Source organism: Photobacterium piscicola (assembly GCF_900166965.1).
Taxonomy (GTDB): Bacteria; Pseudomonadota; Gammaproteobacteria; order Enterobacterales; family Vibrionaceae; genus Photobacterium; species Photobacterium piscicola.
On the sequence record NZ_FUZI01000003.1, the window covers coordinates 247481 to 273675 of the forward strand.

General features: G+C 37.6%; 22 protein-coding genes. 7 read left to right on the plus strand and 15 right to left on the minus strand.

Annotation, left to right across the window (positions count from 1 at the left end; genetic code table 11):
- Positions 1–778: 778 nt before the first annotated feature.
- The 4 genes from CZ809_RS10065 to pepN all read right to left on the minus strand — a co-directional run bounded on the left by CZ809_RS10065 (position 779) and on the right by pepN (position 6020).
- Positions 779–1321, minus strand: coding sequence for a cell division protein ZapC (locus CZ809_RS10065; protein ID WP_080157460.1), 543 nt, complete (start codon positions 1319–1321; stop codon positions 779–781).
- Between the two features lie 217 nt (positions 1322–1538).
- Entirely contained in the window at positions 1539–2549 is a 1011-nt protein-coding gene (gene pyrD / locus CZ809_RS10070; RefSeq protein WP_080157461.1) for a quinone-dependent dihydroorotate dehydrogenase, read from the minus strand.
- A gap of 501 nt (positions 2550–3050) precedes the next feature.
- Positions 3051–3269, minus strand: a complete 219-nt coding sequence (locus CZ809_RS10075) for a DUF2835 domain-containing protein (RefSeq protein ID WP_080157463.1) — start codon at positions 3267–3269, stop codon at positions 3051–3053.
- 120 nt (positions 3270–3389) lie between these two features.
- Complete coding sequence (gene pepN, locus CZ809_RS10080; RefSeq protein WP_080157464.1) at positions 3390–6020, minus strand: aminopeptidase N; 2631 nt, start codon at positions 6018–6020, stop codon at positions 3390–3392.
- A gap of 379 nt (positions 6021–6399) precedes the next feature.
- On the opposite strand from pepN, the gene pncB reads away from it, so the two are divergent.
- Positions 6400–7599 carry a nicotinate phosphoribosyltransferase gene (gene pncB / locus CZ809_RS10085; protein ID WP_080157466.1) on the plus strand — a complete coding sequence of 400 codons (1200 nt, stop codon included), beginning with the start codon at positions 6400–6402 and terminating at the stop codon, positions 7597–7599.
- Between the two features lie 98 nt (positions 7600–7697).
- On the opposite strand, the gene CZ809_RS10090 is transcribed toward pncB, so the two are convergent.
- The 4 genes from CZ809_RS10090 to msrC form a co-directional block, all read right to left on the minus strand.
- Positions 7698–8363: a hypothetical protein gene (locus tag CZ809_RS10090; protein WP_080157467.1), complete on the minus strand. Its 666-nt coding sequence runs from the start codon at positions 8361–8363 to the stop codon at positions 7698–7700.
- A 238-nt stretch (positions 8364–8601) separates the two neighbouring features.
- Complete coding sequence (gene prc / locus CZ809_RS10095; protein ID WP_080157468.1) at positions 8602–10605, minus strand: carboxy terminal-processing peptidase; 2004 nt, start codon at positions 10603–10605, stop codon at positions 8602–8604.
- Between the two features lie 17 nt (positions 10606–10622).
- Positions 10623–11255, minus strand: coding sequence for an RNA chaperone ProQ (gene proQ, locus CZ809_RS10100; RefSeq protein ID WP_080157469.1), 633 nt, complete (start codon positions 11253–11255; stop codon positions 10623–10625).
- Between the two features lie 109 nt (positions 11256–11364).
- Positions 11365–11823, minus strand: coding sequence for a free L-methionine (R)-S-oxide reductase MsrC (msrC, locus tag CZ809_RS10105; protein ID WP_080157470.1), 459 nt, complete (start codon positions 11821–11823; stop codon positions 11365–11367).
- An 86-nt stretch (positions 11824–11909) separates the two neighbouring features.
- On the opposite strand from msrC, the gene CZ809_RS10110 reads away from it, so the two are divergent.
- From CZ809_RS10110 to rsmF, 4 genes are all read left to right on the plus strand, one after another.
- Entirely contained in the window at positions 11910–13742 is a 1833-nt protein-coding gene (locus CZ809_RS10110) for an ABC transporter ATP-binding protein (RefSeq protein ID WP_080157472.1), read from the plus strand.
- Between the two features lie 115 nt (positions 13743–13857).
- On the plus strand, positions 13858–15054 hold the full coding sequence (locus CZ809_RS10115) for a paraquat-inducible protein A (protein ID WP_080157473.1): 1197 nt from the start codon (positions 13858–13860) through the stop codon (positions 15052–15054).
- Positions 15035–17662 (plus strand): MlaD family protein, encoded by a 2628-nt coding sequence (locus CZ809_RS10120; RefSeq protein ID WP_080157474.1) that lies wholly within the window; start codon positions 15035–15037, stop codon positions 17660–17662. The genes CZ809_RS10115 and CZ809_RS10120 overlap by 20 nt, the downstream gene beginning before the upstream one ends.
- A 202-nt stretch (positions 17663–17864) precedes the next feature.
- Positions 17865–19295, plus strand: a complete 1431-nt coding sequence (gene rsmF / locus CZ809_RS10125; RefSeq protein ID WP_080157476.1) for a 16S rRNA (cytosine(1407)-C(5))-methyltransferase RsmF — start codon at positions 17865–17867, stop codon at positions 19293–19295.
- Positions 19296–19597: 302 nt separating this feature from the next.
- On the opposite strand, the gene CZ809_RS10130 is transcribed toward rsmF, so the two are convergent.
- The gene (locus tag CZ809_RS10130; RefSeq protein WP_080157478.1) at positions 19598–19912 is read right to left on the minus strand and encodes a DUF496 family protein; all 315 of its coding nucleotides are present in this window, start codon (positions 19910–19912) and stop codon (positions 19598–19600) included.
- Positions 19913–20455: 543 nt separating this feature from the next.
- Between CZ809_RS10130 and cspE (CZ809_RS10135) the strand changes: the two genes are divergently transcribed.
- Together cspE (CZ809_RS10135) and cspE (CZ809_RS10140) are read left to right on the plus strand one after the other, a co-directional pair.
- On the plus strand, positions 20456–20665 hold the full coding sequence (gene cspE / locus CZ809_RS10135) for a transcription antiterminator/RNA stability regulator CspE (protein WP_080157479.1): 210 nt from the start codon (positions 20456–20458) through the stop codon (positions 20663–20665).
- 468 nt (positions 20666–21133) lie between these two features.
- Positions 21134–21343: a transcription antiterminator/RNA stability regulator CspE gene (gene cspE / locus CZ809_RS10140; RefSeq protein WP_080157481.1), complete on the plus strand. Its 210-nt coding sequence runs from the start codon at positions 21134–21136 to the stop codon at positions 21341–21343.
- A 79-nt stretch (positions 21344–21422) separates the two neighbouring features.
- Here the strand turns inward: cspE (CZ809_RS10140) and CZ809_RS10145 are convergent, their stop codons facing one another.
- The 6 genes from CZ809_RS10145 to CZ809_RS10170 form a co-directional block, all read right to left on the minus strand.
- On the minus strand, positions 21423–21884 hold the full coding sequence (locus tag CZ809_RS10145; RefSeq protein ID WP_306341422.1) for a GNAT family N-acetyltransferase: 462 nt from the start codon (positions 21882–21884) through the stop codon (positions 21423–21425).
- A gap of 91 nt (positions 21885–21975) precedes the next feature.
- A complete protein-coding gene (gene efpL / locus CZ809_RS10150; protein ID WP_080157483.1) occupies positions 21976–22548 on the minus strand; it encodes an elongation factor P-like protein EfpL in 573 nt (190 codons plus the stop codon).
- A 208-nt stretch (positions 22549–22756) separates the two neighbouring features.
- Positions 22757–23176 carry a GNAT family N-acetyltransferase gene (locus CZ809_RS10155; protein WP_080157485.1) on the minus strand — a complete coding sequence of 140 codons (420 nt, stop codon included), beginning with the start codon at positions 23174–23176 and terminating at the stop codon, positions 22757–22759.
- A gap of 180 nt (positions 23177–23356) precedes the next feature.
- Positions 23357–23572, minus strand: a complete 216-nt coding sequence (locus CZ809_RS10160; protein ID WP_080157772.1) for a hypothetical protein — start codon at positions 23570–23572, stop codon at positions 23357–23359.
- A 200-nt stretch (positions 23573–23772) separates the two neighbouring features.
- On the minus strand, positions 23773–25158 hold the full coding sequence (locus CZ809_RS10165; RefSeq protein WP_080157488.1) for an MDR family MFS transporter: 1386 nt from the start codon (positions 25156–25158) through the stop codon (positions 23773–23775).
- Between the two features lie 129 nt (positions 25159–25287).
- Complete coding sequence (locus tag CZ809_RS10170; protein WP_080157490.1) at positions 25288–26085, minus strand: Cof-type HAD-IIB family hydrolase; 798 nt, start codon at positions 26083–26085, stop codon at positions 25288–25290.
- Positions 26086–26195: the final 110 nt, after the last annotated feature.

The window sequence follows — 26195 nt, forward strand, 5'->3', positions numbered from 1 at the left end:
CAGCATTAACCCCTCACGGAAACAATATAGCTCACCTCAACCATTTATTATTAAACAAAATACTAAAAAAACAATTGTGCCCACACAAAGACAATTTCTAGGATGTTGATTAATAAAAGTATAATAAGCAAAAAACCACATTAAAATAATAAATACCACATCGAATCAAAACACCATAGTTACGTAAAACCGACCAAAGGGAATAATTGGAATAATTTAACTTACTCTTTTGCAACCACAAGGTTGGTGTTTTTAAAATAAGGAAATTAACAGATAAATAATGAGGTTGTTTGTAACAATATAGAGCGATTATTTGGCTATAGTCGTCTCTATATTGCTCATTTTTCACACTCAAATGATCATTTTTTTGACATAGATCACACAGATATTGATACTAATATCACTTTTTTGGCGCAATTTAATTAAAACCACCAGCACACTAATAAGGTAATAGGTAAAATAAGAGCAAGACTATATCGCTAAATATATAAGCCAATATAGCTATATTAAGAAATTAAGAAATGATGGTTTGTAGGTAGGACGGTATAACAAACACCGATTGAAAATAACCAAGCTGATAACAGTGATAACAGTGATAACAGTGATAACAGTGATAAAATATAAACAAAGCAGGAAGAGTAAAAAGAGATAGGATCAGGTTATTATTATATCAATGAATAAGGCATGTTATTACGTGAGGATAACTTCGAAAATAGGTGATAAAGCATGTTACAAACAGCTGACTAAAGCAGATAGAGAATAACGAAATAACTATTCCCTACCCTACTAAAGCAAAGTTCATTGACTTAGAGCCTAAATAAGACGTTATTCGATTATTCATCACACGGATCGTATCAGAAAAGCTCATTACTTTATTATTATCTAATGCCATGGGTGTCACATCAGCTAACATACAAAGGCTTGAATTACCGTCATTTTCAATAACAATAAACCGAGCACAGCCATGTTCAGTTTGTAACATAACCACTTCACCCCAATGAGGATCAGCTCCGACTTGCGGCGTAAAGAACCAGCTTTTAGCCATTATCGGTTTTTGAAAACGATACGTTGCTACGGCATTTAGTGCCAGTTCAGACTTACGCGCTTCAGATAGTGATAACTCATCCATCCCTTCTTTAAACGCTTGGTAAGCAGCAACATCGGTTACCGTAAAGACTTGCTTTAATGTTGATCTAGCTTCTTCAACTAATTTTTTTGTTGGTATAGAAACACAAAATAATAATTCATTGCCAAGATCGAGCATCAATGTATTGCGCTTTATATCAAACCGCCAGTGCCAAGAATTGTTTGGAGTTAGCATGGATCCCTCGCTCTCTTACTCTGTATCAACGATTATAGATAAAATTTTACGTCACAGATGACAAATTAAAAGGGGAAAAATGATGACAATATTTCATCATTAATTATGTAGTTTTATTAATTTTTTAATTTGTAGATATAAAAAAGCCAAATTGAATGCATGATCCAATTTGGCTTATCAATAAATATCGTATGATGGATGAGCTTAGCTGTTTATATTAAAGGCCGTTAACAATGTCTTTTACTAAACGTGGACCATGGTAAATAAAGCCAGTATAAACTTGAACCAATTGCGCACCAGCTTGGATTTTTTCACGAGCAGACATTGCAGAATCAATACCCCCCACACCAATAATCGGTAATGCACCATTCAACGCAATTGCCATTTTACGAATAACGTCAGTACTCTTATTTTGTAATGGACGGCCACTTAAGCCTCCCATTTCATCACAATGATCCATACCTTCAACTAAGGTACGATCTAATGTGGTATTAGTACCAATAACGCCATCAATATTATTGCGAATGAGTGATTCACAAACTTGAACAATTTCTTGATCATCAAGATCAGGGGCGATCTTAAGTGCTAGCGGTACATACTTGCCATGTAATTCAGCTAGCTCAGTTTGTTTGTGTTTTAGTTGTGATAATAAATCATCTAATGCTTCGCCATATTGTAGCGAACGTAATCCTGGTGTGTTTGGTGATGAGATGTTGACGGCAATATAACCTGCATACTGATAAACTTTTTCCATGCAGATTAAATAGTCTTCAGCACCCTTTTCAATCGGTGTATCTTTATTCTTACCGATATTAATACCAATCACACCGTCATAAGTCGACCTCTTAACATTCTCAACTAAATTATCGACACCGAGGTTATTAAAACCAAAACGGTTAATAATACCTTCAGCAGGAATCAAACGGAATAAACGCGGCTTATCATTACCCGACTGAGGGCGAGGTGTTACAGTACCAACTTCAACAAAACCAAATCCTATTGCGCCAAATGCATCAATACATTCGCCATTCTTATCTAGGCCAGCCGCTAGACCGACAGGATTTTTAAACGTAATACCCATAACTTCAACAGGACGCTCAGGAACATGTTGACGATAAAAGAGATCAAGTGGAGTACCAGTAAAGCGAGAAAAATTCTGAATAGCGAGGTCGTGTGCTTTTTCTGCATCCAACTGGAAAATAGCGGATCGTGCGATGCGATATAACATTATAACTCCATTAAAAATCCCGTATAAACGGGGTGGTATTATTCACAGTTATAAGGCTAAATACAATCCCTATTCATTTGATTATTATCAATAAAACATGGACTTATATTTTATATCAATATTTACAATGGCTTATGAGTAGCATTAATTTCAAATAATTATCATCAAAAGCAAACGTTTTCGTGAGTTCAAGTAAAACGCACTATCTAGTAACATTTGAAACACACAATAATATTAACTGATACATTCTATTTACACTAAAAGTAAACAAATATACTTTTTATTTTAATAAGGTGTAGACGAAAGATTGAGTAAACGGTTAACCACAAACGTGTATTTCCTTACTTTTCATTTTTGCTATTATTTATTTTTTTTATTTAAACAAACAAGATTAATGATGGCATTTAATGCAGTGAGAACAATGATCACTTTGTAAAATAGCATGCAATAAGATTATTTCCATTCGTTATTTGTCGCTATTAAAAATAGGTAAAACCACAGTTAAAGGCGTTCGATTGCCTCAAATTTATTATCACTGTTAACGATGACACGAAATTTCCCTGTAATACCTGCATGAGTTAAAAAACCTCGCAACCTTACTGCAGGAAGTTGAAGTTTTAAGCCAGTATCAGTTAAAACCACCACACTACTGGTGGCACCTGAATAATGTTGCAGAAAAAGAGTGTAACTAATATTAATGGTAAACGTAAAACTGCGCATCGCTAATCCCCCATTCGTTGTTATATAAAATCTTTAAAACAATAAGATAAAATAAAAGCCAGTGACTATTATCAATCAGTCACTGGCTTTCGCTTACACTCACGTTAAAACATCAATCACTTATTTTTGAACAAGTGTTTTTTGGACTTTTTCAAACAAGTCTTTAGCCAAATTATCCATCGCGGCTAACTTTTCAAGTTGCTCACGCATCAGTTGTTGACGGTTAGCATCGTATTGGCGAAGTTTAAGTAAAGGCTCAATCAAACGTGCCGCTACTTGTGGATTGCTGGTGTTTAGAATCGTTAATATTTCAGTTAAAAACGCATAACCTGAACCATCTTTAGCATGGAAATGTACTGGGTTATTAGCACTAAAACCTGCAACTAAACTACGAGTACGGTTAGGATTTTTCAAGCTAAATGTAGGATGATTCATTGTCTGACGCACATTTTCTAATGCATCTGCCGCAGGATTAGTGCCTTGCAGCATAAACCACTTATCCATCACCAAGCCATCATGACTCCACTTATCACTGAAATCAGCCATTTGCTCTGCACGACAATCAAGTTGCGCATTATTGGCTGCTGACATTGCGGCCATCGTATCTGTCATGTTGTCAGCTGCTTTATATTGTGCTGCAACTAATGCATTACCTTGTGCGGTATATGCCAAGTATGACAAACATTTATTACGCAGTGCGCGTTGTGCCATTGCCGCATGATCTAAGCTATAGCTACCTTGCGTTAAGCTATGATAAATCGCACTAAACTCATCTTCCATTTCAGAAGCAAGTAACTGGGTAAATGCACCTACAACCTGATTGATCGCATCAACGTCAACAGTTGTATACCAACCTGCAATTTCATTTTCACTTGGCAGTGTTAGCATTTCAGCAATAAAAGCAGGATCAAGATTTTCATCCAGTAATACACCACGGAACGCATCAATAACAGCGTCAGGTAACGTTACACTGTGACCTTGTTGTACTTGGGCTACATTTTGACGAATATATTTCGCTAATAGCATTTGTCCCGCATCCCAACGAGCAAATTCATTCGATGCATTAACCATTAAGAAAATCAACTCATCATCAGTGTAATCATATTCTAAGATCACAGGTGCTGAGAATTCACGTAACATCGAAATGACAGGCTGCTCTGCGATATTCTCAAATACAAATGTTTGCTCTGCTTCTTTTACATCAAGTACATTATGTACTGTTTCACCATTGATTTGTAAGGCAATCACTTCACCTTTACTATTGTATAATTCAATATCAAACGGAATATGCAGTGGTTGCTTTTCAACTTGCTCGGCTGTTGGTGAGGTTTGCTGCTTAATAGTGACAGCGTAACTCTTCGCTGATGCATCATAAGCGGTTGATACACTAACGACCGGTGTACCTGCTTGACTGTACCAACGACGGAAACGGCTTAAATCAATCCCAGAAGCATCTTCCATTGCTTGTGCAAAATCATCACAGGTTGCTGCTGTACCATCATGGCGGTCAAAGTATAGCTTCATGCCCGCTTGGAAATTTGCTTCACCCAATAAAGTATGTAGCATACGGATCACTTCACTGCCCTTTTCATACACAGTTAATGTGTAGAAGTTATTCATTTGAATGACTTTTTCAGGACGAATTGGATGAGACATTGGGCCACGATCTTCAGCAAATTGTGGACCACGAACAATACGCACATTAGCAATACGGTTAACAGGTCGAGAGCCTAAATCTGAAGAAAACTCTTGATCACGGAAAACGGTTAGGCCTTCTTTTAAACTTAATTGAAACCAATCACGACAAGTAACACGGTTACCTGTCCAGTTATGAAAATACTCATGACCAATCACAGCTTCAATACCTTGATAGTCAGTATCTGTTGCGGTATTTGGATTTGCTAATACAAACTTAGAGTTAAAGACATTGAGACCTTTATTCTCCATTGCACCCATATTAAAGAAATCAACCGCCACAATCATGTAAATATCTAGATCGTATTCAAGACCGAAACGTTCTTCATCCCACTTCATGGAATTCTTCAATGATGTCATTGCATAATCAGCACGATCAAGATTACCTTTATCGACAAAAATTTCTAGTGCAACATCACGTCCACTCATAGTGGTGAATGTGTCGCGCAATACATCAAAATCACCAGCAACAAGTGCAAATAAGTACGATGGTTTAGGGAATGGGTCTTGCCACTGTACCCAATGACGGCCATTATCAAGCTCACCTTCCGCAATTCGATTACCATTACTTAGCATGTAAGGAAAAGCGGCTTTATCTGCAATAATTTTAGTAGTAAAACGTGCTAAAACATCAGGGCGATCTAAATAGAACGTAATGCGGCGGAAACCTTCTGCTTCACACTGAGTACAAAAACCACCGCCAGACTTATATAGACCTTCAAGTAGCGTATTAGCTTCAGGATTAATTTCAGTCGTAATTGCCAATTCAAAATCAGCAGGAAGATTAGTTAACGTCAAATGGCCTAACTGTTGGTGGTAATCTGACCACGCTTGGCCATTCACAGTCACACTGATCAATGTTAAATCATCACCGTCTAACACTAACTCAGCATTTTCTTGCTCACTAAGTCGTACTACATGACTAATAGCAACAACTGTTGTTTTGGTATCATGAAGGTCAAATGTCAGATCGATATCCGTAATGGTGTAATCAGGCGAGCGATAGTCTGAACGATATTTTGCCGCAGGTTGAGTCACTGTAGAATGTTCTGTCATTATTTTTATATCCTTTATGATTGCTCAAATGCGATAGGCATGAGCGACCGATTAATGTTGACTGTCATATATTAATATTGTGTCACGACTAACACTTTTCAAGCATGACTTAATCGACAATATATATTATTACAAACGAAATCGTTTCCGTGTTTTACTCGTGATACACGTTGAGATGATTAATGCAACAGTCACAAGGCGTAAACTTGATATTCCTTGACGTAGTTCACCTCTTAGGTCACAATCTCACACCAGTTAAATAGTTTAGTTATTTATTTACTAAACCTTATAAACCATGTCCAAGACATTGAATTTAAAGATCCTATAATTATAAAAATAAATTCTTTAAGTTTATTAATTTGAGTATCTATTACCAGGTATGAATAATAACAGACACAATATTGGGGTTATCGACTCCCTGCTTGATACGGATGCTTATAAATTGCATATGCAACAAGCAGTTTTCCATCAATACCCAGGCGTTGAAGCTGTGGCAGAATTTCATTGCCGTAGCGAAGAAGATCTACGTCCTTACGCTGCTGAAATTCAAGCACAAATTGATCACATTGCGACCTTATCTTTCACCCAAGGTGAACTCGACTTCTTATCGACTCTAACTTTTTTTCATGCTGATTACCTTGCATTCTTAAAAGATTTTAAACTTAAAGCAAATAACGTTGATATTGATATCTCAGGTGATCAACTGGCGATTACTATTCGTGGTACATGGCTAGACATCATTTTATGGGAAGTACCATTACTTGCCATTATTTGTGAAACGCGCTGTAAGCATCTTTATCCACAAGCGACAGCCGCCATTGCTATTGAACAACTAAAAACAAAAATTGACCGTTTCTATCATGATGCAAAAGATTGTGATTTGAGCCAATTTGCGTTAGTTGATTTTGGTACGCGTCGTCGTTTTTCAAAAGACGTTCATCACCATGTTGTTGATTATCTTAAAGATAATATGCCTGAATTTAAAGGCACATCGAATTACTATTTAGCTTATACTCGCGGATTAACCCCTGTTGGTACTCAAGCTCATGAGTGGTTCCAAGCACATCAACAACTGTCTGGTGAATTGGCTGATTCTCAACAGTTAGCACTTAACCGCTGGTTACAAGAATATCCACATGATTTAGGTATAGCACTAACAGACTGCATCAATATGGATGCTTTCTTACGTGATTTCGATCAGCGTTTATCTGAGCGTTTTATTGGTTTACGCCATGACAGTGGTGATCCTATTTCTTGGGGTGAAAAAGCCATTGCACATTACCAAGCATTAGGTATTGATCCAAAAACAAAATCTTTGGTTTTTTCAGACAGCCTTACACTTGATAAAGCTTTAGTGATCTATAAACACTTTAATGATCGCATCAATGTTAGCTTTGGTATTGGTACGCAACTTACTTGTGATCTACCTGATGTAAAAACATTGAATGTCGTTTTAAAACTGACAGAGTGTGAAGGTCGACCGGTTGCCAAAATATCAGATGAACCAGGTAAAAGTATTTGTCGTGATGAAGACTATCTTGATCAATTGCGTACTGCATTTCAGTTAGTTAACGAATAATAACCTACTCATCATTATTTAATTAAAAGAGCGAACAAGTTATTGTTCGCTCTTTTATTATTCCCCAAACCCATAATTAATACTTTTTATTAATTATATTATTCTCGATTTAATATCGCTTCCATTCCAAAATGTTTATTCGTCAACGTTAAGGTATTATGTCCATTTAATACAAAACGGCTATCATGTTGTCCTTCTTCATATAACAATACAATTTGATCATCTTCTAAATAATACACGCCACGGTGCTCTTTCGTTTTACCTGCCTGATTAGAAATTTCAGCAGAAAATAAAAAATCTGGTCGTAATGACAAGGCAAATTCTGAAATATTATCAGCAACATCTTGGCCTGAAATATCTTTTGTTCTCCAATTACCCGCTAAATGTTCAGGCGCTAATTTAGTAAACTGAGCACCATCAAGAATAAATCGATTGTAACTTAGTAAATAAGTATGAATTTGATCATCTTCACCCGCTGAAATAAAAGTGATGTTGGTGTCATCAATATCATAACCACCTGTCCATTGTTCAACTTGACCATCTATACGTAATAAACGCATTGCAAATTGATAATCTGATTTGAACATGACATGCATTGCTCGGTATCGTTCACCATCACTTTCAATACCTTCTTGTTGATCACTAAACCAATACCAATTACCTAATAAGAAAGGATAATCAAATTCAGTAATATCATCAGCAGAAGAATGAAAGCTAAACAAGCTTAAGATAAATAACCAGAAAAAATAAAACGCCTTCATCATACGCATTTCCCCTTGGTGAAGATTTTAGTTTTTGTATCACCTCTTCAAATTGCAGAGGTCATATACTTAAAGCTAGTTGGGAAACCTAATTCTCGATGAAAAATATGCGGAATATCACAGTTTGTGATTTCATCTATCTCAATAATAAGACACTAAAAGTACGATCAAAAAAAAGCGCTCCTAAGAGCGCTTTAATAATAGAGACATCAACACAGTAATGTCATTCCGTTACTCAATATTACGATTGTTTCTGATCACTAAAATCTGCTGTTATCGCGACAGCTTCATCAAGATAAACATCTGGTGCTTCATAATCTTTTGGCACCGCATCCAAATCAGCAAAAGGTTTTTTACCTAATACTTTTTGACGTTTATTTAAGCGGGCTAAACGATCTGAATCTTCTTTATCTTGTTCAGCTACACGTGTCTTTTCATTCAATGAAATCGTATTGATATCTTTTTCCTTTTTATAGGTCAAAATATCTTCATTGATAAAACCAAACTCCATATTATTTTTAATACGAGCTTGGTGGTCAGCGGTTAGTCTCGGTACAAGCGTAGTGTAATTATGTAACTTCTTATAACCTGCTGGTTTTATACTATCCCAAGGTAATGCATTATCTTCAACACTCTCTCCTGTTTCAGCAGGATCGATAGCTGAAGGAAAAGAAATATCAGGCACAACACCTAGATTCTGAGTACTTCCACCATTAATACGGTAGAATTTTTGAATAGTATATTGAACATGGCCTAATGGTTTATCAAATAAATCATACAGATGATTTAATGACCGGTGTTGTTGCACCGTACCTTTACCAAAAGATTGTTCACCTAAAACAATAGCACGTCCGTAATCTTGCATAGCGGCAGCAAATATTTCTGACGCTGATGCGCTATAACGGTTAATCAATACAGTTAATGGGCCATCAAAAGAAATTTGATCATCTGAATCACCATTTACTTTAATTCGACCATAACTGTCTCGAACTTGCACGACAGGTCCACTTGCAATAAAGAGTCCTGTTAATGCTGTCGCTTCAGTTAATGCACCACCGCCATTATTACGTAAGTCGATCACAACACCATCAACGTTCTGATCGTTTAATTTGACCAGTTCTTTTTTGGTGTCTTCTGACAGTCCCACATAAAAGCTTGGAATTTCAAGTACACCAATTTTTTTACCATCGACAGTCTTCACTTCCGACTTCGCTGCACGATCTTCAAGACGAATCTTATCGCGTACAATAGTTACGGTGTAACTCTTTGCATTATTGCCTTCAGGTAGTATATCCAGAATAACCTTACTGCCTTTCGGCCCTTTGATTAACTGCACAACATCGTCAAGACGCCAACCAATAACATCAACAACTTTCTTGCCTTCTTGACCTACGCCAATAATGCGATCACCTGCTGTAATTTTTTTCGAACTTGCCGCTGGTCCACCAGCAACTAAAGAACGAATTTTGGTATAGTCGTCTTCAACCTGCAATACCGCACCAATCCCTTCTAATGACAGATTCATCTCTGCCTGAAATTGTTCAGCATTACGTGGCGATAAATAACTTGTATGTGGATCGACCTCACGTGAAAAAGCATTCATATATAACTGAAATACATCTTCACTGTGTGTTTGTGTTAGACGTTTAATCGCATTGTTATAGCGTTTAGTTAACGTCTTTTGAATTTCAGGCCACTTCTTTCCTGCTAGTTTAAGATTTAGCGCATCATATTTAACGCGTTGTCGCCAAATCTCATTCAGTTCAGTATTGTCTTTTGGCCATTCAAGCTCTGAACGATCAATAACAAAATCATCTTTACCATCGAATTTTATTTCAGTATTTAATTGCGTAAGCGCAAACTGATACCGCTCAAAACGACGTTGAAGGACTTTATTAAAAATATCAAACGCAGCTGATGTATTCCCTGATTTCAGTTGATCATCTAACTGGCTTTTCCATTTACCAAACTGTTTGACATCTGTTGCGTTAAGAAAGCTTTTATTATAATCAAGCATTTCAATATAACGATTGAATACTTGTCCAGAAAACTGATCATCAAGCGTAAAATGCTTATAGTGAGAACGCATATAACGCGAAGCCACCCTAGTGCTCGCCGTTGCATGCTGCTTTTCAGAAGCAAGATGCGGCACATCACTTAATGAATACTTAGCCTCAGAGGCTTGAACCGAAGCTGCTAGTACCATGCCAGCAGCTATCAGTGAGAAACGGAATCGACAATTCATGTGTCGCGCATTCTCCTTTATGAACGCAAGTGCTCCGCTTTAACAGCCATTACTAGGCCATTATTTAAACGAACTCGCACATCGTCCTTGTTAATTTCGACAATAGTCGCAGGCATGTTACCTGAACCCATGTTCACTTGAACATTTTTGCCTACGATTACTTCATCAGCATTAAGCACACGTGTTGTCTCTACAGGCTTCTTTTTAATAGTAGCTGTTTTTGGCTTAGTGTTGTTAGATTTAACTGTTTTTGCTCGTGTTTTTTTAGCTTCGCCTTCTTTTGCCGCTTTTGCAATTGCTTGCTCTTTACGACGAGTGCGTACTTTAGCTTTGCTTTCTTCTAAAGCTTTAAGCGCATGATCAACGTGCTCTTGCTCTAGAACATCACAATCGTTACCATCTAGATCAACACGGTTCACACCCGCTTTAACACCGTGAAGGTAACGCCAAGAAGATGTGTATTGACGTAAAGCTGTACGTAACTGAGTCTTGCTTACTTTTGGATCTTCATTAAGACGCTCTGCAAGGTCTTGGAAGATACCAATCTTAAGTGGCTTCGCTTCACCTTCAACAGTGAAACATTTTGGGAAACGCTCAGCGATGTATGCAATAACTTCTTTACTGTTCGTTAACTTTTCAGAGTTTTCCATGGAGTTTCCTGACATAAACGAGGATTGCTCGTTATTTGTGCTTTGTTCAAAAAGAAATAGTGCTGCTATTATAATTACCTAACGAGGAAAAACCACCGAAAGCATGAAATTAGAGTACTTTTTGTAGTGCTTCTACAAAAGAAACTAGACCTTGTTCATCATTTTGGTCAAATCTTGACAAATTTGGGCTATCAATATCCAGCACGCCGATTAATTTCCCCTTCACTGTAAGCGGAATTACGATTTCTGAATTACTTGTAGCGTCACAAGCGATATGCCCAGGGAAAGTATGTACATCAGCAATACGTTGCACCTTATTCTCAGAAATCGCGGTACCGCACACACCTCGTCCAACAGGAATACGAACACAAGCTGGATTTCCTTGGAATGGACCCAAGACTAATTGGTCTTGTTTAAGTAAATAAAACCCCACCCAGTTAATTTGTTCTAACTCCATATTTAATAACGCACTAATATTAGACATATTAGCAATAAGATCCGTTTCACCTTCAATCAACGCCAATGCCTGTTGAGTGAGACGATTATAAAAAGCGGGTGTATTTTCCATAGCTTACTCCGTATATAGCCGTTAGAATAACAAGAATAAAATTGATAATAGGAATTATTCTCACAGTGAAAGATAAGAACCATCTTATGATTAATTGGTCTTGGTTGCTACAACAAGCGACGTTACATAAACCAAGATTAATTGTTGCGAACATTATTGCGGTTATCGCAACCTTGATCAGTGTCCCTATTCCACTTTTAATGCCATTAATGGTGGATGAAGTTTTATTACATAAACCCGGTGAAGGCATCACTTATCTCAACGCCCTATTACCTTCGGCTTGGCACAATGCGACGGGGTATATTCTACTAGTACTAGTCTTGGTTGTATTAATGCGTACGGCGAGTCAGGCATTGAATATACTGCAAAGTAGACAATTTACATTAGTATCAAAAGATATAACCTATAACTTACGCCAACATTTACTGGATAAATTAGGTCGTATAAGTATGCGTCAGTATGAAGAGCGTGGCAGCGGCGGTATTAGTTCCCACCTTATTACTGATGTCGAGACGATTGATAAATTTGTTGGCGATACACTAAGCCGCTTTATTATTGGGCTATTAACCGTCGTTGGTACTGCTGGCGTTCTCTTATGGCTAGATTGGAAGCTTGGACTTTTTATTTTGATCATCAACCCTATTGTTGTCTATGCCTCTAAGCTCATGGGAAGTCGTGTTAAGAATTTAAAAAGTAAAGAAAACAAATCTTATGAAGTCTTTCAACATCGTTTAATTGAAGTTTTAGATGGCTTATACCAATTACGAGCATCTAACCGTGAACGTGATTTTTTAGATCAATTAAAAGGTAATGCCAGTGATATTCGCCACAGCGCTGATAAATATGCATGGCAATCAGAAGCCGCTGGTCGTGTTTCCTTTCTCTTATTCTTAATCGGATTTGAAATATTTCGTGCTGCCGCCATGCTGATGGTGTTATTTAGTAATTTAACCATTGGTGAAATGTTAGCTGTCTTTAGTTATCTATGGTTTATGCTAGGACCAATTCAAGAATTATTGGGTATTCAATTCGCTTGGTATGGCGCATCTGCAGCAATGCAGCGCCTTAATAGTTTATTATCACTGGAAGAAGAAACTCGTCCACCAGCAACGGTTTATCCTTTTAATGACGATCAAACTATCGCAATTAAAATTCGTAACTTACATTTTTCTTATGATAACGACAAAGAAGTGCTCTGCGGCTTAAACCTTGATATTCCAGCAGGAAAGCGTGTGGCTTTGGTGGGTGCCTCTGGCGGCGGTAAATCGACATTAATTCAATTGCTATTAGGTATTTATCAAAAAAGCAGTGGTGATATTTTAATAAACAACCATCCTATTGAAGCCGTTAGCTATGAAGCCTTACGTGAAAAAATGGCGGTGGTATTACAACAACCCGTACTATTTAATGAAACGTTACGTCATAACTTAACCCTTGGCGCATCATTTAGTGATGAGCAATTATGGCAAGCGTTAGATATCGCTCAACTTGCTGATGTAACAGAACGCTTAACCCATGGCTTAGATACTGAAATTGGCCGTCAAGGTATTCGCTTATCGGGTGGACAGCGTCAACGATTAGCCATTGCGCGTATGGTGCTAACCAATCCTGAGTTTGTTATTCTTGATGAAGCGACATCAGCATTAGACACCTCAACAGAAGCAGCACTACATTCCGCACTCAATGGTTTTTTGAAAAACAAAACCACACTTATTGTTGCTCATCGTTTATCTGCAGTAAAACAAGCTGACATTATTTATGTACTTGAAGATGGTTTAGTTAGCCAGTCAGGCACACACTTAGAATTAGTCAATACACAAGGACTGTATCAAACACTTTATGGATCAATTCAATCAGCTGACGTCCCTTCTCATCATATCGATTCTCACGAAGCAGTAGCCAGCGTCAACGCAAAATAATATAGTGTCACCGATCGGCGCTCATTGAGAGTATTCATCGTTTATATAAACAATGGATAACTCGTCACTCAATGAGCGCTTTTGTGCACCTAATTACAAAAGGAAGAAACGCACCATGTCGAAGGCTCGACGCTGCCCAGGCTGCGATTTACTTGTGCTGCCCGAAATGGCAACGCAAGGACACAGTGCCTATTGCCCACGTTGTCATACTCGACTCTATCGCGGTGGTATTGCACACTTTAATGCAGAATTAGCGCTTGCGGTTGCTTGTCTTATTATTTATATCCCCACTATTAGTTTACCGCTAATTACTATTCGTCTTGTTGGTCAAATGATCCCTGCTACATTGGCATCTGGCACCATTGCACTTGCTCCAACTTTTCCCGCCGTCGCCATATTAATACTTTTTTGTAGCGCCATTGCCCCCTTGTTACTTATCAGCGCTGTTTTAGGGGCACAGTTCTCATTACGTTTTCGCCATTTCCGTATTTTTAAAGTATCGTTATGGATTTTATCCCATTTAAAACAATGGACAATGTTGGAAGTCTTTTTAGTCAGCTTGGCTATTTCATGTTTTAAAGTACAAGAAGTCGCTGAAATTTATGTTGGTGTAGGGTTATATTGTTTAATCAGTATGCAAATCTTACTGTCAGTATTACTAACGAAAATTAGTGTTCGTCGTTACTGGGATGCATGGCAGCCAGAAGATGAACATATCAGTGATAAGCTCGATACTGTTTGCCATTGCTGTCAATTAACTCAAGAAGCATTACCCAATTGCCGCCGTTGTAATAGCCACTTGCATCATCGAATTCCTAAGTCGCTACAAAAAACATGGGCTTACCTTATTACCGCCAGTATTTTCATTTTACCCGCAAACCTTTATCCTATTTCTATCTTTATGAATAATGGCAAGCGTATTGAAGATACTATTTTTTCAGGAGTCGCTGGGCTCGTTAAAACAGGAATGACAGGCATTGCCATCATTATATTTGTGGCTAGTATTGTTGTTCCCGTCGCTAAAATTATTGGATTAGCATATATATTGTTATGCATTCAATTTAAACAGCATCGACACCGCCTACAACGTATGCGTATTTTTCGAATTGTGCATTGGATTGGAAAATGGTCAGTCATGGATCTTTTTGTTATCGCGATTATGGTCGCTTTAATCGATCGTGGACAAATTCTTGATTTCACGCCAGGACCAGGAGCAATCGCTTTTGCCATGGTCGTTATTTTAACAATGTTAGCAGCAGAGAGCTTAGATTCTCGTCTAATCTGGGACAAATATGAACAACGAAGCAAATAACACACAACCCCAAAAGGTTAATATTCGTCGTGACCGCGGCTTATCTCCCCTATGGTTATTACCTCTTCTCGCCATTATTGTCGCAGGCTGGTTATTATATAAAGCAGTTAATGAAGGTGGCGAACGTATCCAAATTCACTTTAATGATGCTGTCGGTTTAGTTGCAGGCCGTACAACAATTCGTTATCAAGGCTTAGAAGTCGGTATCGTTCGAGATGTGACACTATCAAAAGATCTTAAAAGTATTTATGTGTCTGCTGATATTTATCCGGAAGCAGTCAAAACGTTACACACACATACTCAATTTTGGCTCGTTAAACCCAAAGCATCCATTACTGGTATTTCCGGGTTAGATGCCCTTGTATCTGGTAACTACATTGCCCTTCAACCAGGTACTGGTGAGTTTGCGACCAAGTTTACTGCACTTGAAAATCAACCCTCTAACTTACCTGCACACAATGGTTTAACCCTGCAATTAAAAGCCCCTAATTTAGGTTCCTTAAGTATTGGCTCCCAAATTTTTTATAAAAAGATCCCTGTTGGTGAAATTTATAACTACACACTTAGTGCTAATAAAAAAGAAGTCTTAATTGATGCACTTATCAAGCCTCGTTATGCCAACTTAGTCACCAATAAAAGTCGCTTTTGGAATGTTAGCGGTGTAAATGCCAATATTGGTTTTAATGGTGTTGATGTTCAATTTGAAAGTCTATCAGCACTCATTGCCGGAGCAATTGCCTTTGATTCACCTGATGCTGGCAAACCGATTGATGAAGGACACTTATTTAACCTCTATCCAGACATTAATACTGCTGGGCGTGGTATTGCGATCACTATTACATTGCCAGATAACAATGACGTCAGTAATTCAGGCGCGCCCATTATGTATCGAGGCTTACAAATTGGTAAAATTTCCGATCTAAAGTTAGATGATAAAACCAATAAAATTATTGCTCACGCTGCAATTGAGCCAAGCATGAGTGATTTGCTCAATAGTGGGTCTCGATTATTACTTGAAGAAGCACAAGTCTCACTTTCTGGAGTTAAAAATATTGGTAACCTTGTACGCGGTAACTATTTACGCTTAATTCCCGGCGAAGGTAAAAAAGCCCGTCACTTTACCGCTATTACCCAAAATGCACTTGAAGAACAACAACCCGGTGTTGCTGTATTCTCTCTTTTTGCAGACAAGAGCTATGGCTTAAAATCCGGTACAGCACTGCGTTTCCGTGGTATTAATGTTGGTCATATAACAGCAGTAAAACTCGATGGTGATCAGGTTCGATTTGATGCATTAATTCAACCGCAATATACTCATTTAGTTCGATCTCACAGTCGATTCTTTATTGATGGGGGTATTGAAGCCAATATCAGTAATAAAGGTGTCGACGTTTCTATTCCCGCAGCAGACCAACTAATAAGCAGTGCAATAAGCTTTACTGCAAGTGGCAAACCGGGGATTAAAAAGCAATATTCTCTATTTAAAAATAGACACTTAGCTAAACTTGCTGATGATAAATTAAAAGGCTTTACAACACTAACACTTGTAGCGAAAAACTTGCCACCTATCTCTGAAGGTAGCCCCGTGCTTTATCGTAATTTACAAGTAGGTGAAATCACCAGTTTTTCACTTACAACCTCAGGGGTTGAAATTAAACTCAATATACAAAAGCAATACCGCCATCTAATCGACAGTAATACCGTCTTTTGGAACCGCTCAGGGGTTGAAGTTGAAGCCGGACTTAACGGCGTTAAAATCAAAGCAGATCCACTCTCAACGCTATTAAAAGGTGGCATTGCATTTGATTCAATTAAAGGTGTAGTTAATCGTTCAGGTAATGATTATAAGCTTTACTCAAGTTTAAGTGATGCTCAACATTTTGGTGTAATGATCACCTTAACGGCTGATGATGCGCGTTCGATTTCAAAATCAACCGCGATCAAATACCAAGGTGTCATCATTGGTAAAGTGGATAATATCAAGCCAAACTTTAACCATAATAATGTCACTGTAGAAGCACGCTTATTCCCTCAATATGCCAATATCATTGCGCGTAAAGATAGTTACTTCTGGATTGTGAAGCCAAAAATCAGTTTAAGTGGCAGTGAAAACTTAGACTCATTATTAAGCTCCTACATTGCAGTGCAACCGGGTAATGGTGTCAGCGCTAATCGTTTTACATTAGGCTCTGCTGAATTATTTGACGCAGGAAAAACCTTTATTCTTGAAAGTGAACAACGAGGCTCAGTCAGTGAAGGAACACCACTACTTTACCGTGACATTCAAGTTGGACAAGTCATTAATGTTGCTTTAGGCACATTGGCTGATCGGGTATTAATTACCGTTCAAATTGAACAAAAATATCGTCACCTTGTTCGTGCTAACAGCGTTTTCTGGAATGCTTCTGGATTAAATGTTGATGTAGGTATTACAGGTGCTAAAGTCAAAGCAGGAACATTTGATAGCTTACTACGCGGTGGGATTTCATTTGCAACACCTGCAACACAACCATTGGCACCACAGGCAAAACAAGGTAAACACTTTTTACTTAATAAAGAAGTGAATCCACAATGGGTAAGTTGGCGCACCGCTATTCCTATTAAATAATCACATAAACACCCTATATAAAAGGAGCATCTAATGCTCCTTTTTTGATCGCTTAACGCAAATGAATACGGTTTTTGTACACAATATAAAACTGATAATCAGCCCTTATCTATAACAAACTTAGAAGCATTGATAGCTGATATATATTTGTTCCTATTTAGTATAGAATCCCGACATTGCTAGTTTGACAGAGAGTGCTACCTTGCATCCTAATATCTATATTCCTGACGCTTTTATTGATCTCATCAAGCATACAATGCCAGAAAATCTGAGTATTGATGAGTTTATTAGCTGTTGTAAAACGCCGCTACGTCGCAGCATTCGCGTTAATACACTTAAAATAACTGTAGCTGACTTTCTTACTCGCGTTGCTGATAAAGATTGGACCTTAACCCCTGTTCCTTGGTGTGATACAGGTTTTTGGATCAAACGTGAGGATGAAGAAAGCGTTTCATTAGGTAACACTGCTGAACATATGGCTGGATTGTTTTACATTCAAGAAGCCAGTTCAATGATGCCGGTTACCGCTTTACTTGATAACAACAACGCCCTTGATTGCGTGCTTGATATGGCATCAGCACCAGGTTCTAAAACAACTCAAATTGCTTGTGCGATGCAAAACAAAGGCGCATTAGTAGCAAATGAACTTGCTGCAAGCCGCATTAAAGTATTACACGCCAATCTACAGCGTTGTGGCGTCCATAACGCAGCTTTAACGCACTTTGATGGTTGTGTCTTTGGTACATGGGCACCTGAAGCGTTTGACTCAATCTTACTCGACGCACCGTGTTCTGGTGAAGGCGCGATTCGTAAAGACGATGATGCTATGGCGAACTGGAGCCTTGAGTCCATCGATGAAATTGCCGCAGTACAACGCAAATTAATTGTTAGTGCATTCCAAGCATTAAAACCAGGCGGCGTTATGGTGTATTCAACCTGTACCCTTAACCAGCGTGAAAACCAAGAAGTCTGTCATTACCTAAAAGAAACCTTTGGTGATGCCGTTGAATTTGAATCTTTAGGGGGGTTATTTGAAAGCGCACCCAAAGCATTAACGACTGAAGGCTTCTTACACGTTTATCCTCAGGTTTTTGATAGTGAAGGCTTCTTTGTTGCACGGATTCGTAAACATGCTTCCGTTGATACCGATCCAGTTAAAAAGCGCATGGGTAAATTCCCATTTACTCAAGTTAAAGCCGATGAACAACAACTGATTGCTGACCAACTCAATACCGATCTTAATATCCATTTATCGACAAACAGTGATATTTGGCTACGTGATAAAGAAGTGTGGCTATTCCCGTCACAAATTAAACCATTAATTGGTGAAATTCGTTTCCAACGTATCGGTATTAAGCTTGCTGAACAACATAAGAAAGGTTATCGCTGGCAGCATGAAGCGATCATGACACTGGCGACAGGTCAAGAGTCCGTTGTTATCGCATTAACCGCAGCACAAGCTAAAGAGTGGTTTATGGGACGAGATATTCGCCCTGAAGACTTAACAGGTAAAGGTGAAGTTATTGTCACTTACCGTGATTACCCTATTGGCATCGGTAAATGGGTTGGAAATCGAATTAAAAATGGTTTACCTCGCGAATTAGTACGCGATACTAACTTGTTTGATATCTAATTTTATTCAATGCGCCAAAGTTAACCACCCGTTTATTGATGAAATAAGCAATAGCTTGTCATAAAAACTGGAAAATCGTCAAAGCTAAACTAATATTGATAGTGTAATCAAATTCCAGACATAACCAGTTAGCGCAAGGCTCATTAGTGAGCCATTCCCCTAAGCCCGACACAGGAATCGTTTCGGGCTCTTTTTATGGCTTGTCATTATTTGCTTACTCTTACCTAAACATTGCCATAAAAAATAAGCAAAAAAAACCTGAGCATAATAGCCCAGGTCTTTATTAGCCTACATACATAAAATTAGTTATGTTTGTGTGCTGTAATTTCTGCTTTTTTAAGGTCTTTAACGTTTTTGCTAACGTCACGACGCTCTTTAGATAGCTCAGCACTGATGATGATATGATCATCAACACGATCTTCGTAATCACCTTTCATGTTTTCGATGATTTCTAAAATTTGATCGTGACTCATATCTGGTTTGATATAATCCAGCATGTTTTCTAGTAATTCTACACGCTTACGGTTATCACGAATTTTACGATCGTTATCTAGAATCTCGCGTTTAAGTTTATTTTTACGGCGAGTCTGACGAACAAGTTCAAGGATGTTGTTCATGTTTTGTCCTTAGTCTGAAAATAAAGCCTTGTGAAACTGATTTAATGCTAATAATTAGGAAAAATGCACTTCCTAGTACATAACCGTCGAGTCTCAGTTTTTTTCTAAAATCGTTATAACAGAAAATCTGCTGTAAACTCAAGTAATACCCGCAGATTATCATCTAGGTGATGCGTTAACATACGCTCAAAGATATTTCCTTGGCTAAATTATGCCCTTTCTTATTTAAGTTTGCTTTGATTTCGTTCAAGAAACATTTGAGATAATTACTGACAAACAAGACATTTAGATGAAAGACCAAAGAAATAATGATGACACGACAATTAATGATGTTTTCTGCATAAAAATAATCAATTTGATTTGCAAATCACCAATCACCGCCTAATCTTCATAGTAGACCAGTACTTATTTACATTTAAAGCAATCTGAACAAGGATATCTTCGCTGTCATCTTCATGATCAGCAACAGAGTTCAACACTCAAATCGCTCCGTAATCAAATATTGGCTATACCGTGTGATGAATAGATTGATCAGGAGACAACATGTCAAAAGCAACAGGTACCGTTAAGTGGTTTAACGAAGAAAAAGGGTTTGGTTTTATCACTCAAGATGACGGCGGTGCTGATGTATTTGTACACTTCCGTGCGATTAGTGGTGATGGCTTTAAAACCTTAGCTGAAGGCCAGAAGGTGTCTTACGAAACAGAACAAGGTCCTAAAGGTCTTCAAGCAGCAAACGTTGAAAGAGTCTAATAACGTAACCTTGAACAGTAACAATATTAAAGGGCTCATTAGGCCCTTTTTTCTATTTCAGCCATTATAATACGCATAAAAAAAACCTTCTTTGGTTATAGATCTCCGCATAAATGCAAGCTTAATAAACACTAATACTATTTGATATAGCATAAAAACCTTATCCTTTTTTGACCACTTCCACCTTTCTCACCATAAGCATGAAATAGCATAATATTCCAACATGTTATTTTGTTAAAGGGGTCACATTATTGGTTTGTTCTTACAAGAGAAACTTGCCCTTTTAAAGTGAAAATGGCCTAATACTCATGGTTTTATTAAAGGCCTATTTATGCAACAAATTGAAAGAGAAAACTTCGATACACTGTTCAAATGTTCACAGTTGTCCTGAAGCGGTTCATTATTCTTTTGTACATAAGTAAAACAGCGTAATGCACGCTATTAATTTATTTTTTCAGGAGACATAACATGTCTAAAGCAACTGGTATCGTTAAGTGGTTCAACGATGAGAAAGGTTTCGGTTTTATCACTCAAGACAATGGCGGCGCTGACGTATTCGTTCACTTCCGTGCTATCACTGGTGAAGGCTTCAAATCTCTAGCTGAAGGTCAAAAAGTTTCTTTTGACGTTGAGCAAGGCCAAAAAGGTCCTCAAGCTGCTAACGTTGAGCGCGTTTAATTTTTCAACGAACAGTTGAAAGAAGTAAAGGGTATCTTAGATACCCTTTTTTTATAACTATTCTTTATGTAACCGCAGATCACACCACTGCGTGTACCATTTTTACGCGTGGTTGATCGAGACCAAAATAATCACTTTCTTGTTCAACGTCCTTAAAACCCAACTGTTGATAGAGCTTTTTAGCATGATTATTCGGGTGTACCGTTAACCAGAGCTTTTTGCATCCAGCTAATGTAGCCATGGCCTCTTGCATTAATTTTTTACCCACACCGCGTCCCTGTACGCTAGTATCAACTGCTAATGCCAATATCCACCCTTCTGATGCTGTTAATGACAGATCATTAAACTGAGGCGCACACAGCACATAGCCAACAACATTATCGAGATCACGAGCGACTAATAATCCAGCGGACCAACAATCATAAGCTTGGCGAATAAAAAAATCAGGATAGCCATGCTCACCAAACAACCGCTGTTCTAACTGATACACCGCATATAAATCTTCTTTTTTAGCAACACCAATCGTTATTGTCTGAACCACATTATTCCCTATGCATTATGTTTACGATGAGTATAAAAAAGCCAGCGTCGAATAAACGACACTGGCTTTATAAAACAATAATAACTAATTATTATTTATCAGCACGGCTCATGAACTTGTGTTCAGCGGTGTTGATTTTAATTTTTTCACCATTTGCAATGTACTCAGGAACTTGAACAACAAGACCTGTAGACAATGTTGCAGGCTTAGTACGAGCACTTGCAGATGCGCCTTTAATTGACGGATCTGTCTCTACAATTGTTAGTTCTACTGTTGCTGGTAGTTCTAGTGCAACAGGTGCACCGTCTACAGTCAATACTTCAATACCTTTAGTATCTTCAGTGATGAACAGTAATTCTTCTGCAATTGCTTCTTTAGTGAAAGTGTATGGAGTGTAGTCTTCATCATCCATAAACACATATTCTTCACCATCGATGTATGAGAAAGATGCTTTTTGACGACGGAAATCTGCCAATGTAATCATTTCATCAGCTTTAAAGCTAACGTCTGATTTTGAGCCCGTTGCAACATCATAAATACGCATACGGTAAAGACTTGCGCCTGCACGACCACTAGGCGTTAGCTTAGTAATTTCTTTAACTAAAGCTACTTTACCGTTAAGTTCAATAGCAGCAAATTTTTTAATATCACTAGCCTTTGGCATGATCATTATTCCAAAAATAAATAGTGGTGAGAAATTACACCAAGATACAGATTTATAGCAAGTAATATGATAGTCCAATCTCTATTTTTTTGCATTGATCTACTAACATGGTCAATAGATAGACAAGACAATAATCAGATCTTCTTATTACACTGTAATTATGACTTTATATAACGTACTACTCATAACAAGCAATATAACCATTATATTAAGGCAGGACTAACTCACTAATATCCGTTAATACCCACGCACTATTCTGTTCTTTAAAACCAATTTTAGAATAATAGCCTGCTGCTTTTGGGCCGGATAATGAAACTATTTTACAACGCTCAGCCACAGATTCTGCAGCCACTAAAATAAGGTATTTACCAATGCCCATCGATTGAACACTTTCATCAACCACAAGATCAGATAAATAACAACAATCATAAAAATCTGTCATTGCACGCGCCAAACCAACAAGCTGCTCATCAACCCATGCCGTTACAATTAAATTACTGTTGTTTAATATGCCTTGGACAATCGCTTCATCATCAATTGATCGACATTCATTTAGTGCTGTTTTGTTCATTAATTCAATGTATTGATTTACTGTAATCGGATGATTAACTTTATAATCGATTTCCATTTTAACCCTTTGACACTAACGCTTTCTATGGCGTGAATACTACACTAGATTGTGATTATAACGTGCCAATATCAACAATTAATTTACTGCTATAAGGTTCAAAGATGAAATACAGGGAGGAAATTACAGGCAAAAAAATAGTGACGTAATAATCAGTATTATTACGTCACTAGTAATATTTTACTTACTTTCAGATGTATAACTGGAATATGAGCAGTAATAGCAACCATTTGATTGAGGATATATCTTTTTAGCTGCCTCTAATGCAGTACTACAGGCAGTATGATAACCAAGCGCATCACAATTTTTTGAACCTGGGCTGTGGCTACATGTTGCTGTATGAATTTCATGATCGCCGTTATCTTGCGCATTTTTATCAACATAAAACAAACTCATAATCACCTCTGAATAGTAGTATTCTTGAATAAAGACATTACTCCTATCAAATTGTAGGAGATACTCAATAATCCCAATAGTTAGATTTGTATCACTTTCAGTTGGCAACATTCGCCTCTGAATAATAATACTGTGATTAACCCGCTTTATTTAGATATTACCCTCAGTCTTTGTATCACATTATTCCACAATTGATTTATTTATGAATCTATCTCAACTTCATCTGATAATGGGCGTTTCTTTAAGGCAAACACAGCCAAAATCAAGGCAACGACAGCGACGACTGCCATCATAAGATAAGTTGAAGTAAACCCAGACTCTAACAGACGAGAATCAACCCCCGCTAAACCATTTTCACTACTCGCCAACACATTATCAGGCAATTGGAAATGGAAAACCGCAGAACAAACAGCAACACCAATAGCACCGCCTAACTCACGTCCAAAATTAAATAATGACATACCAATACCACGATCTCGCGGTGGTAATACATTTTGTACAACCACACTTAAAGCTGGCAATGTAAAACCCAATCCAAGACCAGCAAAAATAAGTGCTAATTTCACTTCAAAATCAAAATGTAATTGCCATAAAGCCAAGGCAGTCATTAAAAATCCAAGCATGACGAAAATTTTATAATTACCCCAACGTGCGATTAACTTACCGCCAATAAATGCGCCGGTTGTAATACTAAACATGAAGATCATCATAAATAATCCACTCTCTGATGCGGTTAATCCTTTTTGCCATTGAAGCTGTAAAGGAAAATAAACCAACACGGCAAACATCAGTAACTGTGAACATAAAATTAAACTCACGCTAACTAAGTAACCAGGCAAACGCGCTAAACGAGCAGGAAGGATTGGATCTTTCGCAAATTTTTCCACAATATAAAGCAGTATTAACGATAACAATAACGCACCTGACACCCAACCTATTGGAAGTTGAGATTCAGGAGATAACAGTAATAACACCAGTGTCGTCACACTGATAAGCAATGCCGCCCCTTTCCAGTCAAATGGCGATTTTCGACCTTTACTTAAATGAGATAAAGTACGATTAACCATCAATAAAGCCAGTAAACCTAATGGTAAATTGATCCAAAAGATCCAGCGCCAGTTAAGATGTTCTGCAAAAAAACCACCCAGTAATGGCCCTGCAATACTGGATACCGCATAAACAATCGAAATATAACCTTGATATTTACCGACAATACGAGCAGGAATACTGTCTGCAATCACCGTAAAGGCTAATGCAATTAAGCCTCCGCCACCCAGTCCTTGCAAAACACGACTTGCAATTAATTGGCCTAACGTGTCAGATAATCCACATGCGATAGACCCTAACATGAATAAGACAATACTCACATTGAGCATCTTTACACGGCCGAAAATATCACTCAATTTACCGTAAACAGGAAGAACAGCGGTTGCTGCTAATAAATAAGCCGTTACGACCCAAGTTAATGCCTGTCCTGCATTGAGATCCTGACCAATAAGAGATAATGGTGTAGTAACAATACTTTTTTCTAGCGATCCTAAAGCAATAACAAGTGCAACACTGGCAAATATGCGTTGAGGTGACATTCCTTTCCCTTTATTTAAGTATACAAATACAACTCACTGTATTGCTTCATTATATTTAAAAACATCATCATCAAAACAGTTTGAATAATTTGTTAATATCTAAATAAAATCAATACTCTGTCCCAATATTTAGTTTAATACTTTCTCTTTAATCACTGTCATTACACCTTGGTCATTGTTGCTCGGTGCATGAAAGCGCGCTAGTTGTTTAATTTCAGGATGAGCATTGTCCATCGCATAACTAAAATAGGTTTCTTTTAGCATTTCAACATCATTTAAGAAATCACCAAAGCTCATGCTTTCTTCAAACGTAAAATCAAAAATACGTTGTAATTCTTTAATCGCAGCACCTTTAGAGGCGGTTTTATGCATCACATCAAGCCATACTTTAGCACTGATCACTACTTGATGAGTTTGAGAATATAACGGCGCAATAATGGGATATACCAGCGCTTCGGTACCATTAAAGTTAAGTACCGCAATCTTAATAAATTCATCGTTAACAGCCAGTAAATCATTAACGAATTCAAGATTATGGTAATATTTTTTAATTTCTTCTAGCGCGCGTTTATCTGTTGTTTCAGTATAAGCAGAATTTTTACCGCAGAGAACAATAAAGGTATTATCAATCGTTTTAATACTAGTAATAATGGCATGAATTTCAGGAGTAGGAATGGTTGAACTGTAAAGCTCTTTGCCTTGGTGCATCACTAATGTACCGTTTTCAGCAATAAATAACATCTTGTCTTTAATTGGCTCAAACGTATTCGCTAAACTCTGATACTGTCGGCCAGACGCCGCAGCAAACAGAATATTTTTAGCATCCAATTGATTAAATACTTCGTAAAAATCAGCAGGAAGTACCTTATCATCACTCAGTAACGTGCCATCCATGTCTGTTGCGATAAATTTGATTGAAGATGTCATAAACAGTAATTATTCCAACATTTTATTATTAATATTGAATATTCTACCTGTTAATGAGGTTAATTTTAATCAAAAAGCCAATGACTTGAGCGATAAAAGCTGATCTACAT

What these genes read in the sequence shown, in the direction of transcription:
- CZ809_RS10155 (WP_080157485.1), bottom strand. Translation starts at nt 23,176, where the DNA reads ATGGAAATCGATTATAAAGTTAATCATCCGATTACAGTAAATCAATAC.
- cspE (WP_080157481.1), top strand. Translation starts at nt 21,134, where the DNA reads ATGTCTAAAGCAACTGGTATCGTTAAGTGGTTCAACGATGAGAAAGGT.
- CZ809_RS10160 (WP_080157772.1), bottom strand. Translation starts at nt 23,572, where the DNA reads ATGAGTTTGTTTTATGTTGATAAAAATGCGCAAGATAACGGCGATCAT.
- msrC (WP_080157470.1), bottom strand. Translation starts at nt 11,823, where the DNA reads ATGGAAAATACACCCGCTTTTTATAATCGTCTCACTCAACAGGCATTG.
- prc (WP_080157468.1), bottom strand. Translation starts at nt 10,605, where the DNA reads ATGAATTGTCGATTCCGTTTCTCACTGATAGCTGCTGGCATGGTACTA.
- pyrD (WP_080157461.1), bottom strand. Translation starts at nt 2,549, where the DNA reads ATGTTATATCGCATCGCACGATCCGCTATTTTCCAGTTGGATGCAGAA.
- CZ809_RS10120 (WP_080157474.1), top strand. Translation starts at nt 15,035, where the DNA reads ATGAACAACGAAGCAAATAACACACAACCCCAAAAGGTTAATATTCGT.
- efpL (WP_080157483.1), bottom strand. Translation starts at nt 22,548, where the DNA reads ATGCCAAAGGCTAGTGATATTAAAAAATTTGCTGCTATTGAACTTAAC.
- proQ (WP_080157469.1), bottom strand. Translation starts at nt 11,255, where the DNA reads ATGGAAAACTCTGAAAAGTTAACGAACAGTAAAGAAGTTATTGCATAC.
- CZ809_RS10165 (WP_080157488.1), bottom strand. Translation starts at nt 25,158, where the DNA reads ATGTCACCTCAACGCATATTTGCCAGTGTTGCACTTGTTATTGCTTTA.
- pepN (WP_080157464.1), bottom strand. Translation starts at nt 6,020, where the DNA reads ATGACAGAACATTCTACAGTGACTCAACCTGCGGCAAAATATCGTTCA.
- CZ809_RS10170 (WP_080157490.1), bottom strand. Translation starts at nt 26,085, where the DNA reads ATGACATCTTCAATCAAATTTATCGCAACAGACATGGATGGCACGTTA.
- CZ809_RS10110 (WP_080157472.1), top strand. Translation starts at nt 11,910, where the DNA reads ATGATTAATTGGTCTTGGTTGCTACAACAAGCGACGTTACATAAACCA.
- pncB (WP_080157466.1), top strand. Translation starts at nt 6,400, where the DNA reads ATGAATAATAACAGACACAATATTGGGGTTATCGACTCCCTGCTTGAT.
- CZ809_RS10115 (WP_080157473.1), top strand. Translation starts at nt 13,858, where the DNA reads ATGTCGAAGGCTCGACGCTGCCCAGGCTGCGATTTACTTGTGCTGCCC.
- CZ809_RS10065 (WP_080157460.1), bottom strand. Translation starts at nt 1,321, where the DNA reads ATGCTAACTCCAAACAATTCTTGGCACTGGCGGTTTGATATAAAGCGC.
- CZ809_RS10090 (WP_080157467.1), bottom strand. Translation starts at nt 8,363, where the DNA reads ATGATGAAGGCGTTTTATTTTTTCTGGTTATTTATCTTAAGCTTGTTT.
- cspE (WP_080157479.1), top strand. Translation starts at nt 20,456, where the DNA reads ATGTCAAAAGCAACAGGTACCGTTAAGTGGTTTAACGAAGAAAAAGGG.
- CZ809_RS10075 (WP_080157463.1), bottom strand. Translation starts at nt 3,269, where the DNA reads ATGCGCAGTTTTACGTTTACCATTAATATTAGTTACACTCTTTTTCTG.
- CZ809_RS10130 (WP_080157478.1), bottom strand. Translation starts at nt 19,912, where the DNA reads ATGAACAACATCCTTGAACTTGTTCGTCAGACTCGCCGTAAAAATAAA.